Origin of the sequence: Halonatronomonas betaini (genome assembly GCF_015666175.1) — a bacterium.
Lineage (GTDB): Bacteria > Bacillota > Halanaerobiia > Halanaerobiales > Halarsenatibacteraceae > Halonatronomonas > Halonatronomonas betaini.
On record NZ_JADPIE010000001.1, the window covers coordinates 271,211 to 287,081 of the forward strand.

The 15,871-nt window shown below is 36.1% G+C and carries 16 protein-coding genes; all 16 read left to right on the top strand.

Annotation, left to right across the window (positions count from 1 at the left end):
- The 16 genes from I0Q91_RS01400 (at position 1) to I0Q91_RS01475 (ending at position 15,785) form a co-directional block, all read left to right on the top strand.
- Positions 1 to 984 carry a bifunctional heptose 7-phosphate kinase/heptose 1-phosphate adenyltransferase gene (locus I0Q91_RS01400; RefSeq protein WP_270452385.1) on the top strand — a complete coding sequence of 328 codons (984 nt, stop codon included), beginning with the start codon at positions 1 to 3 and terminating at the stop codon, positions 982 to 984.
- Positions 974 to 1,453 (top strand): D-glycero-beta-D-manno-heptose 1-phosphate adenylyltransferase, encoded by a 480-nt coding sequence (rfaE2, locus tag I0Q91_RS01405; RefSeq protein ID WP_270452387.1) that lies wholly within the window; start codon positions 974 to 976, stop codon positions 1,451 to 1,453. Before I0Q91_RS01400 ends, rfaE2 begins: the two co-directional genes overlap by 11 nt.
- Before the next feature lie 16 nt (positions 1,454 to 1,469).
- On the top strand, positions 1,470 to 2,093 hold the full coding sequence (gene sigH / locus I0Q91_RS01410) for an RNA polymerase sporulation sigma factor SigH (RefSeq protein ID WP_270452388.1): 624 nt from the start codon (positions 1,470 to 1,472) through the stop codon (positions 2,091 to 2,093).
- Positions 2,090 to 2,773, top strand: a complete 684-nt coding sequence (locus I0Q91_RS01415) for a ComF family protein (protein ID WP_270452389.1) — start codon at positions 2,090 to 2,092, stop codon at positions 2,771 to 2,773. Before sigH ends, I0Q91_RS01415 begins: the two co-directional genes overlap by 4 nt.
- Positions 2,774 to 2,851: 78 nt before the next feature.
- Complete coding sequence (locus I0Q91_RS01420; protein WP_270452817.1) at positions 2,852 to 3,052, top strand: cold shock domain-containing protein; 201 nt, start codon at positions 2,852 to 2,854, stop codon at positions 3,050 to 3,052.
- Between the two features lie 192 nt (positions 3,053 to 3,244).
- Positions 3,245 to 3,838, top strand: coding sequence for a ribosome hibernation-promoting factor, HPF/YfiA family (gene hpf / locus I0Q91_RS01425; protein ID WP_270452390.1), 594 nt, complete (start codon positions 3,245 to 3,247; stop codon positions 3,836 to 3,838).
- Positions 3,839 to 3,958: 120 nt separating this feature from the next.
- The gene (secA, locus tag I0Q91_RS01430) at positions 3,959 to 6,541 is read left to right on the top strand and encodes a preprotein translocase subunit SecA (RefSeq protein WP_270452391.1); all 2,583 of its coding nucleotides are present in this window, start codon (positions 3,959 to 3,961) and stop codon (positions 6,539 to 6,541) included.
- A gap of 5 nt (positions 6,542 to 6,546) precedes the next feature.
- A protein-coding gene (prfB, locus tag I0Q91_RS01435; protein ID WP_427854490.1) for a peptide chain release factor 2 occupies positions 6,547 to 7,645 on the top strand; the annotation gives its coding sequence in 2 pieces (ribosomal slippage) (positions 6,547 to 6,597 and positions 6,599 to 7,645; 1,098 coding nt in all).
- Complete coding sequence (locus I0Q91_RS01440; RefSeq protein WP_270452394.1) at positions 7,642 to 9,582, top strand: DUF5693 family protein; 1,941 nt, start codon at positions 7,642 to 7,644, stop codon at positions 9,580 to 9,582. Before prfB ends, I0Q91_RS01440 begins: the two co-directional genes overlap by 4 nt.
- A complete protein-coding gene (gene csaB, locus I0Q91_RS01445) occupies positions 9,582 to 10,643 on the top strand; it encodes a polysaccharide pyruvyl transferase CsaB (protein WP_270452395.1) in 1,062 nt (353 codons plus the stop codon). The genes I0Q91_RS01440 and csaB overlap by 1 nt, the downstream gene beginning before the upstream one ends.
- 18 nt (positions 10,644 to 10,661) lie before the next feature.
- The gene (locus I0Q91_RS01450; RefSeq protein WP_270452397.1) at positions 10,662 to 11,402 is read left to right on the top strand and encodes a WecB/TagA/CpsF family glycosyltransferase; all 741 of its coding nucleotides are present in this window, start codon (positions 10,662 to 10,664) and stop codon (positions 11,400 to 11,402) included.
- A gap of 17 nt (positions 11,403 to 11,419) precedes the next feature.
- Positions 11,420 to 12,688, top strand: coding sequence for a S41 family peptidase (locus tag I0Q91_RS01455; RefSeq protein ID WP_270452398.1), 1,269 nt, complete (start codon positions 11,420 to 11,422; stop codon positions 12,686 to 12,688).
- Between the two features lie 15 nt (positions 12,689 to 12,703).
- Positions 12,704 to 13,363: an L-serine ammonia-lyase, iron-sulfur-dependent subunit beta gene (sdaAB, locus tag I0Q91_RS01460; RefSeq protein ID WP_270452399.1), complete on the top strand. Its 660-nt coding sequence runs from the start codon at positions 12,704 to 12,706 to the stop codon at positions 13,361 to 13,363.
- A 14-nt stretch (positions 13,364 to 13,377) separates the two neighbouring features.
- The gene (gene sdaAA / locus I0Q91_RS01465; protein WP_270452400.1) at positions 13,378 to 14,247 is read left to right on the top strand and encodes an L-serine ammonia-lyase, iron-sulfur-dependent, subunit alpha; all 870 of its coding nucleotides are present in this window, start codon (positions 13,378 to 13,380) and stop codon (positions 14,245 to 14,247) included.
- Between the two features lie 642 nt (positions 14,248 to 14,889).
- Positions 14,890 to 15,546: a serine O-acetyltransferase gene (cysE, locus tag I0Q91_RS01470; protein WP_270452401.1), complete on the top strand. Its 657-nt coding sequence runs from the start codon at positions 14,890 to 14,892 to the stop codon at positions 15,544 to 15,546.
- A 113-nt stretch (positions 15,547 to 15,659) separates the two neighbouring features.
- On the top strand, positions 15,660 to 15,785 hold the full coding sequence (locus tag I0Q91_RS01475) for a hypothetical protein (RefSeq protein ID WP_270452402.1): 126 nt from the start codon (positions 15,660 to 15,662) through the stop codon (positions 15,783 to 15,785).
- Positions 15,786 to 15,871 lie beyond the last annotated feature (86 nt).

A 15,871-nucleotide genomic window follows, 5' to 3' on the forward strand; every position in this document is an offset into this window, starting at 1 on the left:
TTGAGTTTATTAGAATCATTTGAATGCTTATTAAAAGGAAAGACGATGGTTATTGGGGATTTAATAATTGATGAATTTTTGTTTGGTAATCCTTCCAGAATTTCCAGGGAGGCTCCAGTTTTAATTCTTGAAGAAAAAAATAGGGAGTTTAGACCAGGTGGAGCTGCTAATGCTGCCTATAACATTGCAAGTATTTCCAGCAAGACAAAATTACTTGCTATTTCAGGAAATTCAAAGAACTGGGATAATCTTTCAGGGTTACTGGTCAATGAGGGGGTTGATATATCAGGTGTTCTGCTAGAAGGAACTAATAATAATTTAAAGACTAGAGTGATTGCAGGAAGTAATCAGGTTGTTGACCAACAGATTGTTAGAATTGATAGGAAGTATGATTCAGAGATTAAAGAAGAGTTTAGAGATCAGATCTTTGATAGGTTTTCAACTAGTTTACCTGAAGTAGATTCTATATTGCTCTCAGATTATGGCTATGGTTTATTAAATCAGAGTTTGATTGAGAGAATCATGGAAAAGGCAGTAGCTGCTAAGACACCTGTAATTGTTGACAGTCGAACTCAGTTGGGAAAATTTAGAAGAGCTACTATAGCAACTCCTAATATAGAAGAGGCTTCTCAGTTTTGGGGTTCAGCTATCAGATCTGAAAACGATCTTAAAAAGGCAGGAAACTATATTTTAAATAAGTTAAATAGCAGATATCTTCTGATCACAAGAGGGGCAGAGGGAATGACATTATTTGATCAGAGTGGTTGTGAGACTGTTCCAGTTGCAAATAAAGTGGAGGTCTTTGATGTTACAGGGGCTGGCGATACTGTTTCAGCAGTGATAACACTGGCACTCGCAGCAGATATACCTATTATTGATGGGGTTAAACTGGCAAATTATGCAGCTGGTGAAGTTGTTAAAAAACCTGGGGTAGCTTCAGTTAGTCCTGAAGAGATTAAAGAGGCTATTAGTCATGAAAAATAAAATTTTAAATTTAGAGGAACTTGAAGTTATCGTTAAAAAATTAATGCCTGACCATCGAATTGTCTTAACCAATGGTTGCTTTGATCTATTACACACAGGACATGTTAGATATTTAAATAAAGCTTCTAATTTAGGTGATATTTTAATTATTGCTGTTAATAGTGATCAGTCTGTAAAAAAATTAAAGGGAGGAAGTCGCCCTTTAATACCACTAAATGAAAGGATGGAATTACTGGCTGCTCTTGAAGCAGTTGATTATGTTACTGATTTTTCTACGGAAACCTGTAGCCCGGTGATTAAAAGGCTAAAGCCTGATATTTATGTTAAGGGCGGCGATTACAGTCCAGAAACTTTACCTGAATGGAATGCAGTACATGAATATGGTGGGGATGTAAAATTTATTGAGATGACTACTGAGAGATCAACCAGTGGAATAATTGAGAAGATTATTTCATCTCATAAAAAATAAATATTGAGGTGATTTAATGACAGAAACTGATAGCATTGAAGAAGTTGTTAAAGCTGCTCAAGATGGAGAAGTCAGGGCAATTGAAGAATTGATAGATAGAAATATGGATATAGTCTATGCTAAATCCCGTTATTTCTTCATTAAAGGGCTTGATAAGGATGATGTGATACAGGAGGGAAGAGTAGGCCTATTTAAGGCTATAAGAGATTATAAGGAAGATAAAGAAGCTTCATTTAGAGGTTTTGCTCAATTATGTATTCACCGTCAATTGGTTTCTGCAATTAAAAAGGCAAACAGACAGAAGCATATGCCTTTAAATAATTCTACTTCACTGGATAAATCAATCGATAAAGGTGAAAGTAAAAGAACTTATAATGAAGTTGTAAGCGATGAAAATCATGATTTAGAAAAGATTTTTATTTATCAGGAAGTATTAAATTTAATTATGGATAAGATAGAGAAAAACCTTACTCAACTTGAATATAAAGTTTTTGTAAAGTATCTGGATAATAAGACTTATCAGGAAATCTCGGATGAGCTTGAGGTTAACTTGAAATCTGTCGATAATGCTCTACAAAGGGCTAGAAAAAAAGTAGAAGAAATCAGGGAAAACTGTAATCTATCAGGAGTTGTTGGATGACTTCTTTTTGGAGGAATATATTTTTCAGTAAGATATTCTGCTTAAATTGTAATGAAGAACTAAGAAGTGGGAATATACCAGGAATCTGTAATTCGTGCTTACATTTTTTTGATTTCAATGGTCTAAATTCCCTGGATAATAGTCTTCTGGAAGTATATTCACCTCTCATTTATGAAGGAATGGTTAAAGATCTTATCTATAAGTTAAAGTATGATGGGGAAGAATTAATTGCTTATACCTTAGGAATAATTATGGCTGATTATATTAAATATCTTAAATTATATGATAAAAATACTATTCTGGTACCGATTCCACTCGCTAAGAAGAGAGAAGCGAAAAGAGGTTTTAATCAGGCTAGACTTTTGGCCGAAGTGATTGCCAGTGAGCTTAAAATTTCAGTCAGAGATAATTTGTTATATAGAAAGCAGGAGACTCCTCCTCTTTATAATTTAAGTCCTGGTCAGAGGAAACTGGTTTTGGAGGGGGCATTTAGTTTTAATAAAGGTTTTAATAATTTAAATAAAGAAAACTTTATTTTAGTTGATGATATTTTTACAACAGGCAGTACTTTAAATGAAGCAACTGGAGTTTTGTACAATGCAGGGGCTATAAGAATTATAGGTTTGACAGCAGTCATAGCTTTAAAAAAAGAAAAGTTTGACAAAGGCCATAACCTATGATATATTATTAATTGATGGATGTAGAAAAAAATAATGCCATCCATTGGAACTATTTTTTAGGGGGAATTTATTAAAATGATTTACACTGGTAAAGTAAAATGGTTTGATGCGAAAAAAGGTTACGGTTTTATTGAAAGAGAAGACGGAGACGATGTTTTTGTTCACTTTTCAGCTATTGAGGAAGAAGGCTTTAAGAGCCTTGAAGATGGCGAAGAAGTAGAATTCGAGATCGTTGAAGGCGATCGTGGTCCGCAGGCAGCGAACGTTGTAAAATTATAAAGTTTATTTAAATAGACTTTTGATTTAGCAACCTTGCCGGTTATCTTTATAGATAGCCGGCTTTTTTAATGCGAAATTAATCGAATAGCTTCATAAAATATGCAGGAAATTTATGATGAATGTAGAAGTTATATATATACCGGGAAAGCTTTATCTAGCCGGGAAACGATACTGGAAAGGAGTGGTTTGTTTATGAAAATTATGACATATGGAAAGAATGTTGATGTTACTCCTGCCCTAAAAGAATATGCAGAAGAAAAAGTAGGGAAGAAGCTGGAGAAGTATTTTGATAAAGAACCAATGGAAGCTCAAGTTTCTATGGAGGTAGAAAAAGAACGCCACATAGTAGAGGTTACAGCTTTTGTTGGTGGTTTAATATTAAGAGGTGAAGAAGAAACAGGTGATATGTATGCTTCTATAGACGGTGTTTTAGAAAAATTAGAATCTCAAATCCAAAAATATAAAACCAAAATAAAGCGGAGTATGCGTGAGAACCGTCAGGAACAAAAAGAAGCGTTTAAAAAGAGAAGAACTGAGGAAGTTTTAAATAAAGGTGTAGAAGAGATTAATATTGAAAAAGAAAAGGATACTGGTAATGAGTTTAGTCCAAGAGTTGTTAAAACCAAAAGATTCCCAGTTAAACCGATGCATGTTGAGGAAGCTTGCATGCAGATGGATCTCTTAGATCATGATTTCTTTGTTTTTTCAAATGCTGAGACTTCAGAAGTAAATGTTGTATATAAGAGAAGAGATGGGGACTATGGTCTTATTGAACCTACTTTTTAATTGAGTTTGGGTTATAAAGGTGATATAATTAAATATGTGTATCTAAAAATGTCAGGGTGCCCACAACCCTGGCATTTTTCATAGTAAAATTATTTTTAAAAATAAGGTGGTTAAAATTTTATGTTAGGTTTTTTAAAAAGTTTATTTAAAGATCCCAATGAAAAAGAACTAGAAAAATTATGGCCGACTGTTGAAGAAATAAACGATTTAGAACCGGAAATGCAGGAACTGTCTGATCAGGAGTTGAAGAACAAAACTGAGGAATTTAAAGATAGATACAAAGATGGTGAGTCGTTAGATGATTTACTGGTTGAGGCTTTTGCAGTTGTTAGAGAAGCCTCACAGAGATCTACAAATGAAGGTTTTCGCCACTTCGATGTTCAGTTATTAGGAGGCATCGCTCTTCATCAGGGTAAAATTGCTGAGATGAAGACCGGTGAGGGTAAGACACTGGCAGCTACTCTGCCTGTATATTTAAATGCAATCTCAGGTAATGGTGTTCATGTTGTTACTGTTAATGATTATTTAGCTGAACGTGATAGTGAATGGATGGGGCAAATTTATAGGTTTTTAGGATTATCTGTCGGTGTTATTTTAAATGACATGAAACCTGATGAAAGACGTAAAGCTTATGAATGTGATGTAACCTATGGTACCAATAATGAATTTGGTTTTGATTATCTTCGTGATAATATGGCATATAAAGAGGAAAATCTGGTACAGAGAGGTCATCATTATGCTATTCTTGATGAGGTGGATTCGATTTTAATTGATGAGGCAAGGACTCCTCTAATTATTTCTGGTCCTGCCCAGGATACCAGTAAGGACTATAAAAGGTTCAATCGGATAATCCCTAAATTAAATGAAGAAGAAGATTTTGAGATAGATGAAAAGAGTAATCTGGTTAATCTGACTGAAGATGGCGTTCATAAGGTTGAAAATCTATTGAATATTGATAATTTATATGATGACACTAATTTTCAGTTAAATACTCGTTTAAAAAATGCTTTAAAAGCCCATACTTTGATGGAAAAAGATGTTGACTATATTGTAAAAAATGGTGAGGTTAAGATAGTTGATGAATTTACCGGCCGGGTTATGGAAGGCCGCCGTTTTGGTGAAGGACTTCACCAGGCCATTGAGGCTAAAGAAGGGGTTCAGGTAAAGCGTGAAACCCAGACCTTTGCCAGCATTACTGAGCAGAATTATTTTAGAATGTATGATAAACTGGCTGGTATGACCGGTACTGCTAAGACCGAAGAAGATGAATTTATAAAGATATATGGTATGGAAGTTATTGTTGTACCTACCAATGAACCAATGATAAGAGATGATATGTCTGATCTGGTTTATCAGGATAAAGAGACGAAGATTAGAGCAGCTATTGATGATATAGAAGCCAGATATGAGAAAGGACAGCCAGTTCTTGTCGGTACTGTATCTGTTGCCGATTCTGAGAATTTAAGTCGTCGACTTAAGAAACGCTCTATTCCCCATGAAGTTTTAAATGCTAAAAATCATGAACGGGAAGCAGATATTATTAAATATGCCGGGCAGAAAAAGAGTGTTACTATCGCTACTAATATGGCCGGTCGAGGTACTGATATTGTATTAGGTGATGGAGTTAAAGAACTTGGTGGTCTCCATGTATTAGGAACTGAACGCCATGAGAGTCGCCGGATTGATAATCAGCTTAGAGGTAGATCTGGACGTCAGGGTGATCCTGGTTCATCTCAATTTTATGTATCTTTAGAAGATGACCTTTTAAGATTATTTGGTTCTGATAATATTAGTGGAATCCTTGATAAAGTAGGTTTTAATGAAGGTGAACCAATTGAGCATAAGATGATAACTTCTGCTATTGAGCGTGCCCAGAGGAAAGTAGAAGATAGAAACTTTGAGATCAGGAAAGCTATTCTGGAATATGATGATGTTTTAAATAAGCAGAGAGAGGTTATTTATAACCAGCGCCGGGAAGTTTTAACGACTGACCAGCTTCTTGATCAGGTAAATAAAATGCTTGAAAAGGTTATTGATGATTTAATTAATATGTATATGTCAGAAGATCTCCATCCAAGTGATTGGGATTTGGAAGGTTTTAGGAAAGCTCTTAATAACTTTAATATAAATCTTGATGCTGATGATGAAAAGTTAATGAATATGGAAAGTGAAGAGGTTCTAGATAAAATTATTCTTTCAGCTCAGGCAGCACTGGATAAGAAAAAGCGGGAGATTGGGAGCGATGATTTTAATAATCTGGCACGACACATTGCTCTTAGAATCATTGATAGAAAATGGATGTCCCATCTTGATAATATGCAGGAATTGAGACAGGGGATTGGTTTAAGGGCATATGGCCAGAAAGATCCTCTTACTGAATATAAGTTTGAATCATATGACCTTTTCCAGGAAATGACTGGATCGATCAGACAGGATTTAGTTAAGACTCTGCTTAAGATTGAGATAAAAGGTGGAGCAGATACCAGACAGGCTGGTCCTGTTTCCAGGGATAACTTAAACTTTGCTCAACCAGATATTATTGAGAAACAGAAAAAGGATCTACAGGCTAAAAAAGATAGGATACAGGCTAATAAGAATCAGCAGACTAAACAGGAGCCTATTGTTAAACCTGATGAGCCTGGACGAAACGATCCCTGTCCCTGTGGTAGTGGGGAAAAATACAAAAGGTGTTGTGGAGGTTAAATTGAATGGATTATGGTGAAAAAATAGATGAATTAGAAAATAAATTTGATAACTTGAGGGATTTACTTTGACCAATCAGTTTTAGCTGAAAAAAAAGAGGAATTGGAGAATAAAATGAGCTCTCCTGGTTTCTGGGATGACAATGATAAGGCCAGGAAGATAGCTAAAAATTTAGATAGAATTAAGAATCGGTTAAATTTGATTCAGGAATTAGATGCTGAATTTGAAGAGGCAAGGGTCTATCAAGAATTGATCCAGGAGGGCGAAAAATCATTGAAGCCTGAATTGGAAGCTTTATTGAAGGAACTGGAAAATGAAATCGATAAGCTTGAATTGAAACTTCAATTCACTGAAGAATATGATCAGAATAATGCTATTTTTTCTATACATCCTGGAGCTGGTGGCACTGAATCTCAGGATTGGGCCCAGATGTTACTCAGGATGTATGAGAGATGGTTTGAGAAGAGAGGTTTTTCTACAGAAACTCTGGATTTTCTTTCAGGAGATGAAGCCGGGATTAAACGGGTTACGATTCTGGTTAAAGGCGATTATGCTTATGGTTACTTAAAAGGTGAGGCCGGGGTTCATCGCCTGGTTAGAATTTCTCCCTTTGATTCTTCAGGGCGGCGACATACTTCCTTTGCATCAGTTGATGTACTTCCTGAGATTGATGAGGATTTGATGGTTGATATTGATGATGGTGATTTGAAGATTGAGACCTATCGAGCCAGTGGCGCTGGAGGACAGCATGTTAATAAGACTGATTCTGCTGTTAGGATTACTCATCAACCTACTGGTATTGTTGTTCAGTGTCAGAATGAGAGATCTCAGCATAAGAATAAATCTATGGCTATGAAGATTTTAAATTCTAAATTGATTGAATTAAAAAAGGAAGAGAAAGCTGAGGAGATTGAAGAACTTCGAGGCGATTATAAGGAGATTGCCTGGGGAAGTCAGATAAGATCTTATACCTTCCATCCCTATAATTTAATCAAAGATCACAGGACCGGGGTTGAAGAAGGGAATATCGATAAAGTAATGGATGGAAATATCGATGAGTTTATTGAAGCATTTCTCTATGATAGAAAGGCGGATCAGCAGTGAAAAAGATAGTGCTAGTAGCCATTGCAATAATTTTAATTTTAAATATACCGTTTTTAATGGAACGGATAGAATATGATAATAATAATAAAAATTATGAATTGATTTTAGATTCTGGTGAATTTAATGACTTAACATTAAGGTATACCCATTTAAATTTAGAAGAATTAATTGAAGCGGGGCTTACTGGGCTGGCTTTGCCTGCTGAAACAATTGAAGATTTAATTGATAGAGGCCAGGTTGCTTTATGGCGTTCAGCAGGGATTTCAACTTTATCTGAAGATTTAAGAGCCAGGTTAGCTGCTGAGGATTATAATATTGATCGTAATGGTGCCCTGCTCTTTTTTGATGAAGAAGTTACTCTGCGGGCAGAAAATATATTGGATTACTGGCAAGAACTTTATAATGTAAAAACAATGGAATATGAAAATGGGATGATTGTACTTTTTCCTGCCTGGTATGAGGAACTTGAAAATTTAATTCCTGGGTATGATCAGGAACTTGCTGCTGAAGCCGATGAATTAGGTTTGAATCTTTTTGTCAGGATGAAAAACCAGCCTGATGATCAGTTGAATCTGGCTTTATACGATGAGGCTTCAGGTATTGGAGCCGAATCAGTTATCTTTAGTGGTGATGAAGTTGGTGGTTTCCCAGGAAATATTGAAGAAAATGCTAGCTTTATTAATGAGTCCAGAATTAAATATGGGATGATTGAGCCATTTATTGCCGATCAGGATGGCTCCAGGGCATTTGCTAAAATTGCTCCAGATAATGTTGTTAGGGTTCATAGTATTCAGCAGGATGAGATGGAGAAATATGATATTGATAGAATAGTTAACCGTTATGTTAGGGCTGCCAGAGATAGGAACGTTAGGTATCTTTATTTGAGAGGATTTCCTATTTCTAGAACTGGAGATGATCTGGCTGGAATGCAAAAGAGCTTAATTGAAGGTATCTCGGACCAGCTTGATACTGCTGGTTTTATTCCAGGTAATGTTAGTCCATTAATCCAGTCTGGGCCGGCAAACTGGAGACTGGCTTCGATTGTAATTGCAATTATTTTATTATTATATCTCTTTGCAGACAAATTATTTGCATCCAGGTGGAAGAATTTGATTTTTAGTCTTTTAGCGGCTGGTTTTCTGATATCTACGGGTCTTTTATTTTTTGTTGTTTCTGGCAATATATTACGACAGTTTTTGGCTTTAGGGCTGGCAGTTCTTGCTCCAGCAGTGAGCAGTTTTTATATTGTTGATATACTTAATGGGAGACCAGGATTTAAGTTAATACAGGCGGTAGGAATAACTCTGGCTGGTAGTATTTTCTTAAATATTACCCTGGCCAGTACTGAGTTTTATAATCAGATTGAGTCTTTTAGAGGAGTAAAGGTTGCTTTCCTAATGCCTTTAATTTTTACAGCAATTTATTATTTGATTAAAGAATATAAAATTATTACGCTTGATGATCTGATTGTTGAATCAAAGAAGTTTTTGGATTTAATAATTAGATTAAAACATATTGTTCTGGCCGGGCTGGTTATGGTTGGTTTGATAATTTATATCGGGAGAACAGGTAATATTCCTTTAATACCTGTACCTGCCTGGGAGATAGTTATCAGAGATTTACTGGAGGAATTACTGGTAGTGAGACCGAGATTTAAAGAGTTTTTATTCGGACATCCATTTTTATTTCTGCTACCGGTTATTTTTAAATATTTTCCCTATAAATTATTAGGACTTTTTGCAGTGATTATGGCTACAATCGGTCAGATTACAATTGCTAATAGTTTTTCTCATCTCCATACTCCCCTGGTGATTAGTCTGATTAGAACCTGGCATGGTTACTGGCTGGCTCTACCTGTTGCAGTTGTTCTTGGTATTATTATGTATATGATTAATAAAGTTTTCATCTTTTATCTGGAACAGGGAGACGATATATAATGAAAAGAGTGGTTATTTCAGGTTATTATGGCTATGATAATATTGGTGATGAAGCAATTCTATATAGTATTATTGAGGCTATTAAAAATTTTAACAGTGAGATTGAGATATTTGTGCTTTCCAGTTCGCCAGAAATAACTAGCAAGAGATATGATGTTAAAGCAACTGGCAGGTATAATCTTCCTGAAATAATCTCTGTTCTTAAGGGGACGGATTTATTTATCTCTGGTGGCGGAAGTCTTCTTCAGGATGTTACCAGTCTAAAATCTCCTTTTTATTATTTATCGATGCTGCAACTGGCAAGAATTTTATCGAAAAAGTCTATCTTTTTCTGCCAGGGTGTTGGCCCTTTAAAGAACAGGTTTGTTAGGCTGGCAACAATGAAGACTTTAAAAAAGGTAGACCTTATCTCAGTTAGAGATATTAACTCTAAAGAATTACTTGAGGGAATTGGACTATCTGGAGATGAAATCATAAAATCAGTAGATCCTGTTTTTTTATTGGATGATTCAGCAGAAGTTAATAGAAGTGAGGTAATTGAAGATAACACTTTAGGTATTTCAGTTAGACCCTGGAATGATAACGCTTATATTAAGCCTTTAGCTGCTGGAGTTAATCAGTTAATTGAAGATTATCCGGATTTGAGGATACATTTGATTCCTTTTCATAAAGGAGAGGATGAAAGGTTATCAAAGAGACTTTCTGAATTATTAAATACTGATAGGATAAATTTACTTAAAGCTCAATCACATCCTGCCAGGATGATTGATTATTATGAGGAGATAGATATTCTTTTAGGGGTCAGACTTCATTCTTTAATCTATGCAACAATTACAGCGACTCCCTTTGTTGGGATTAGTTATGATCCTAAAATTGATAGCTATTTATCTGAATTAGAAAAAAAGCCAGCTGGAAGCACTAAATTTATTATACCTGAAAAGGTTTATGAGAGACTCTCTTACAATTTTGATAATCATTTGGTGGAATCAGAGAGATTGGAAGGATTTGCTAGAGATAAAAGCAATGAACTGGAAAATATATTAACTCAAATTTTTAATTAATAAAGAGGAGCTTAGTTGATGGAGACTCAGAGAATTTTAGGAGTTAAATTTAATATTCTTGATCAGGCTGGTTTTATTAGAAAAATTGATCAGGAACTATCTGGAGATAGTTATGATTCGAAATATGTTGTAACTCCTAATGCCGAGATTGTAATGCAGGCCAGGAAAGATCCACGATTAAATGAAATCATTGATTCTGCCTGGTTGAGCAGCCCTGATGGCAGTGGGATTTTAATGGCGTCTAAACTGCTTCCAGAAAAAAGAATTTTTCAGGAAAGGGTTGCAGGCTTTGACCTAATGGAAGCATTGATAGAACTGGCAGCTGAGAGAAATTATTCTGTTTATTTTTTAGGTGGAAGACCTGGAATTGTTGAGAAAGCTAGAGATAATCTTATGAGAAGTTATCCAGGCATTGATATATGTGGCTGTCACCATGGCTATCTTGATGCAAGGTTAAAGGTAGAGGTTATTGCAGATATTAATCAGCAGAGACCAGATTTATTGCTGGTAGGCATGGGAGCTCCCCGACAGGAGTATTTTATATCAGAGCATAAAGATGAGTTGGATTTTAAAGTAGCTTTAACTGTAGGTGGAAGTTTTGATGTTATTTCAGGAGAGAAAAAAAGAGCCCCTGGCTGGGTTCAGAAAATATATTTAGAGTGGTTATACAGGCTTTTTCAGGAGCCTGCAAGATGGAAAAGAATAAAAGTTTTGCCTCATTTTATTTTAATAATGCTAATAGATGGGATTAAAAATTAAAGGATAGGTGGTATAATATGTTTAAAAGTAGTATGAAGAAGATAGCAGTTACTCTGATAATTATAGTGATGATAACTGCCGGGGTTGGCCTGGCTAATGAAAATTCTATGACGGAACATGGAACGATCCAGAATTTCCAGAATATCTTAATGTTAATCAATAATTATTACGTTGAAGATATCTCATTAAATCAGTTAATTAATGGTGCGATTGATGGGATGTTATCAGAAGTTGATTCTTATTCGAATTTCATGTCTTCTGGAGAATATGAAGATATGCAGGAAGATTTTGAAGGTGAATTTGGCGGTATAGGAATTCAGATAACAATAAGGGATGGACAATTAACTATTGTCTCTCCAATTTCCAATACTCCTGGCGAGCGAGCCGGTCTGATGGCTGGAGATATCATTGCTAAAATAGACGGTATGGAGACAGAAGATATGTCTCAGGAGAGAGCAGTTGACTTGATGCGTGGAGAACCAGGAACTGACGTAACCCTCTCAATTGACCGGGAAGGCGAAGATGAGCTGATAGAAGTTGAGATTACCAGAGCAATTATTGAAGTACCGATTGTTGAAACAGAAATTTATGATAATGTTGGTTATCTTTCAGTTAGTCAGTTTATCCAGGAGACAGGTGTAAAGACTGAGGAAGCTTTACTTGAGCTTGAAGATGAGGGAGTTGAGGCGATTATCCTTGATCTTAGAAATAATCCTGGTGGAATTTTAGATGAAGCAGTTAAGGTAAGTAGCCTCTTTGCTGAGAGTGGAACAGTTTTATCTGTCAGACAGCGAGAAGGTGAAGACCAGATTTATGAGGTTGATGGAGATTTTATGACCTCTGATCTGCCATTAATTGTAATGACAAACCGGGGCAGTGCCAGCGGTTCTGAGATAGTTGCTGGATTTATTAAGGATCAGGAAAGAGGCAAACTCTTTGGCAGTCAAACATTTGGTAAAGGCACAGTTCAGAGTGTTTTTCCACTTGAAGATGGTTCAGCATTAAGGCTGACAACTGCCAGATATTATACATCTGGAGAAAATTTGATTGATGAGATAGGTATTGAGCCTAATTATGATTATCCATTTATTCCTGATGAAGATGATCCAGAGGCTGATAATCAGCTTGATGTTGCAGTCGATTTAATGGCTTATTACCTTGAAAATAATTACTGGCCAGAACCAGAGGATTTTCTGCCAGAATTAACTGAAGAAGAGTTAGAAGAGATAGCTCATCGTGAACAAGAGATTGAGAGAATTGAAGAAGATATGGAAAATGATAATTAAGAGGTGAGGAATTAAATGTCCAGTCTTTTTGATGTTATGGGGCCGATTATAATCGGCCCTTCCAGTTCACATACAGCCGGAGCTGCCAAGTTAGGAAGGCTTGCCAGGTTGATTTTTGATGAGAAGATAGAGGAAGCAGAGATCGGTCTCCATGGTTCATTTGCCAGTACAGGCAAAGGGCACGGGACTGACAAGGCTTTAGTTGGTGGATTACTTGGTTTTAAACCTGATGATCCTAGAATCAGGGAATCGTTAAAACTTGCTGATGATAATGGAGTGAAAATTAATTTTAGTAATATTAAGTTACCTGATGCCCATCCCAATAGCGTTAAGATTACTATGAAAAATGATGCGAATAGTCTGACTGTTATTGGTTCTTCTGTTGGTGGCGGTAATGTTAAGGTAACAAAAATTGAGGATTATAAAGTTAATATAACTGGTTCGCTTCCGACTATCTGGCTTATTCATCAGGATAAACCAGGCATGGTTGGTCTGATTACATCAATATTGGGGAGTTATAATTTAAATATTGCCTTCATGCAGGATTTTCGTAAGATTAAGGGAACAGTTGCTTCAGCTATTATTGAGCTTGATCAGGAAGTTTCAAAGTATACTCTTAATCATTTGAAGAATACTAATAATATTGAGAAAGTCAGATATATACCAGCATTATAAATGGAGGAGAGCAGATGGAGTTAGTATATCGTTCAGTTAAAGAGTTATTCCAATTGGCTGAAGAATTTGATGGTGATCTGGTTGAGGCGATAATTAAAGTTGAGTCTTTTACTACTGATAAAACTGAAACTGAGATAAAAGCTAAGATGCAGGAAAATTTAGAAGTTATGAGAAAAGCAATTGAAGATGGTAAGGCTGAGGATATTAAATCACCGAGTGGTTTAGTTGGTGGTGAGGCTTCTAAATTAGAAGGCTTTCAGTCTTCATGGAATACTGGTATTCATCAGCAGGCAGCAGTAAATGCGATAGCAGTTGGTGGTGTTAATGCCTGTATGGGGAGAGTTGTTGCCAGTCCGACTGCTGGGGCAAGCGGTATTGTTCCAGCAGTTATCTTTGCAATTGCTGAGGAAAATAATATCTCTGATGATAAACTTGTTGAAAGTTTATTTGTGGCCGCTGCTTTAGGTAGAGTTGTTGCTAAGAAAGCAACTCTGGCAGGAGCTGCTGGTGGCTGTCAGGCAGAATGCGGTGTTGGAGCTGGCATGGCAGCAGGAGCTGCAGTTTATCTTGGCAATGGCAGCAAGGAGATGATCGGTCATGGTTTTTCGCTAGCCTTAAAGAATCTACTTGGGCTGGTCTGTGATCCAGTTGCTGGTCTGGTTGAGGTTCCCTGTGTTAAAAGAAACGGGTTTGCGGCAAGTCATGCTATTACTGCAGCTACTATGGCCCTGGCCGGGATTGAGAGCAAGATACCGGCTGATGATGTTATTCTTGCCATGAAAGATATTGGTGATCAGCTGCCTTTATCACTGAAGGAGACTTCTGAAGGAGGCCTTGCTATAACTGAAGCCGGGCTGGAGATAAAGAGAAATCTTGATATATAGAGTGATTGCTTGCACTACCCGACTATTTACATTTAGTTATGTCATTTGATATAACTAAGAGGTAATTAAGCATCTTTAATTTTGCTGTAATAGATTTTGGTTAGAGATGAGCTGGAGCAGTCCCGGAGCAATCCCAGAGCAGTCCCGGAGCAATCCCGGAGCAATCCCGGAGCAAAGCCGGAGCAGTCCTGGAGGATGTTTATATCAGGATTAGATTTAATTAATAGTTTTGGTAATTGAATTAAAAATAAATCGGGATATATAACCATAGTTGGACCGAGATTAAACCGAATTTAAAGCGAAGCTCAACCGAATTTAAACCGAAACTAGACCGAGTTTAGACCGAAGCTTTATCGAACTTAACCCTAAATTGAACTGAACTTATATTAGAGAAAAGTAAAAAGAGTTAATAGCAGTTAGTTATCTCCACTGGTAGATTAATTCCAGTGGAGATTTTTTTATTTTGCAAATATAGGATCTAGATATATAATAGGATTGAATATAAACTTTAAATGGTAGCAACAAATCAGCGAATCTTCTACTAGAATTAGTAAATTTATTACTTGCTATAATGAGTTAATATTGATATAATAATAAAACCAAGTAAGAAAGTATACTTTAAAATATTAGGAGGTTTCTTAAATGTTTGCCAGGATAAAAGCTGATTTTAAAGCGATCTTTTCAAGGGATCCAGCAGTGAATAATGTATTTGAAGCATTAATTGCGTACTCAGGGTTTCATGCGATTATAATTCATCGTTTGGCCCATCAACTATATAGAGTAGGTTTAAGAACTATTCCCAGGATTATTTCTCAGATATCTAGGTTTTTAACCGGGATTGAAATTCATCCTGGTGCTGAGATAAAAGGTGGTTTATTTATTGACCATGGAATGGGAGTAGTAATTGGCGAGACTACTGTAATTGGTGAAAATGTTACTATTTATCAGGGTGTTACCCTGGGAGGTACCGGTAACGAGAAAGGTAAGCGTCATCCGACTATAGGAAATAATGTTGTGATCGGGACTGGTGCTAAAGTTTTAGGGTCCTTTGAGGTCAAGGATAATGTTAAGATTGGTGCTGGTTCAGTAGTTTTATCTGAGGTACCGGCCAATGCTACAGTTATAGGAATTCCTGGTCGGATTGTTAAGAAGGATGGCCAGAGGATTCATGCTGCCAGGGATCTTGATCATGCTGATCTTCCTGATCCGATTGGAGAAAGGCTTCTTGATTTAGAAAAAGAGATGGACGAGTTAAGGGATGAGATTATTAATCAATATTCGAATAAAAAAATAAGTTAATTTAAGCTTTATACTTGACAAGTTTACTAAGTTATTGTAAAATAGATTTAAGTTAAGTAAATAAGTTAAAATAATATAGATACAAGCTAAATGAAGGGGATGATTTAATGAATATGAAAGGTCTAACCCAATTTAAAATGATAGAGGATATTAATTATAAACGTTCTAAATTGAATGATTTTAATAGTAAAGTTAAGCTTAATGCTGTTAATTCTTTTGAAACAATTGACGGCATTTAATATAAGATTTCCCCCCAAACCCCAAACCTGATAACTCCTGCCTGGCCTTCCCTGTTGATGGGAAGGCCAATTTTTTGTGCTAATAA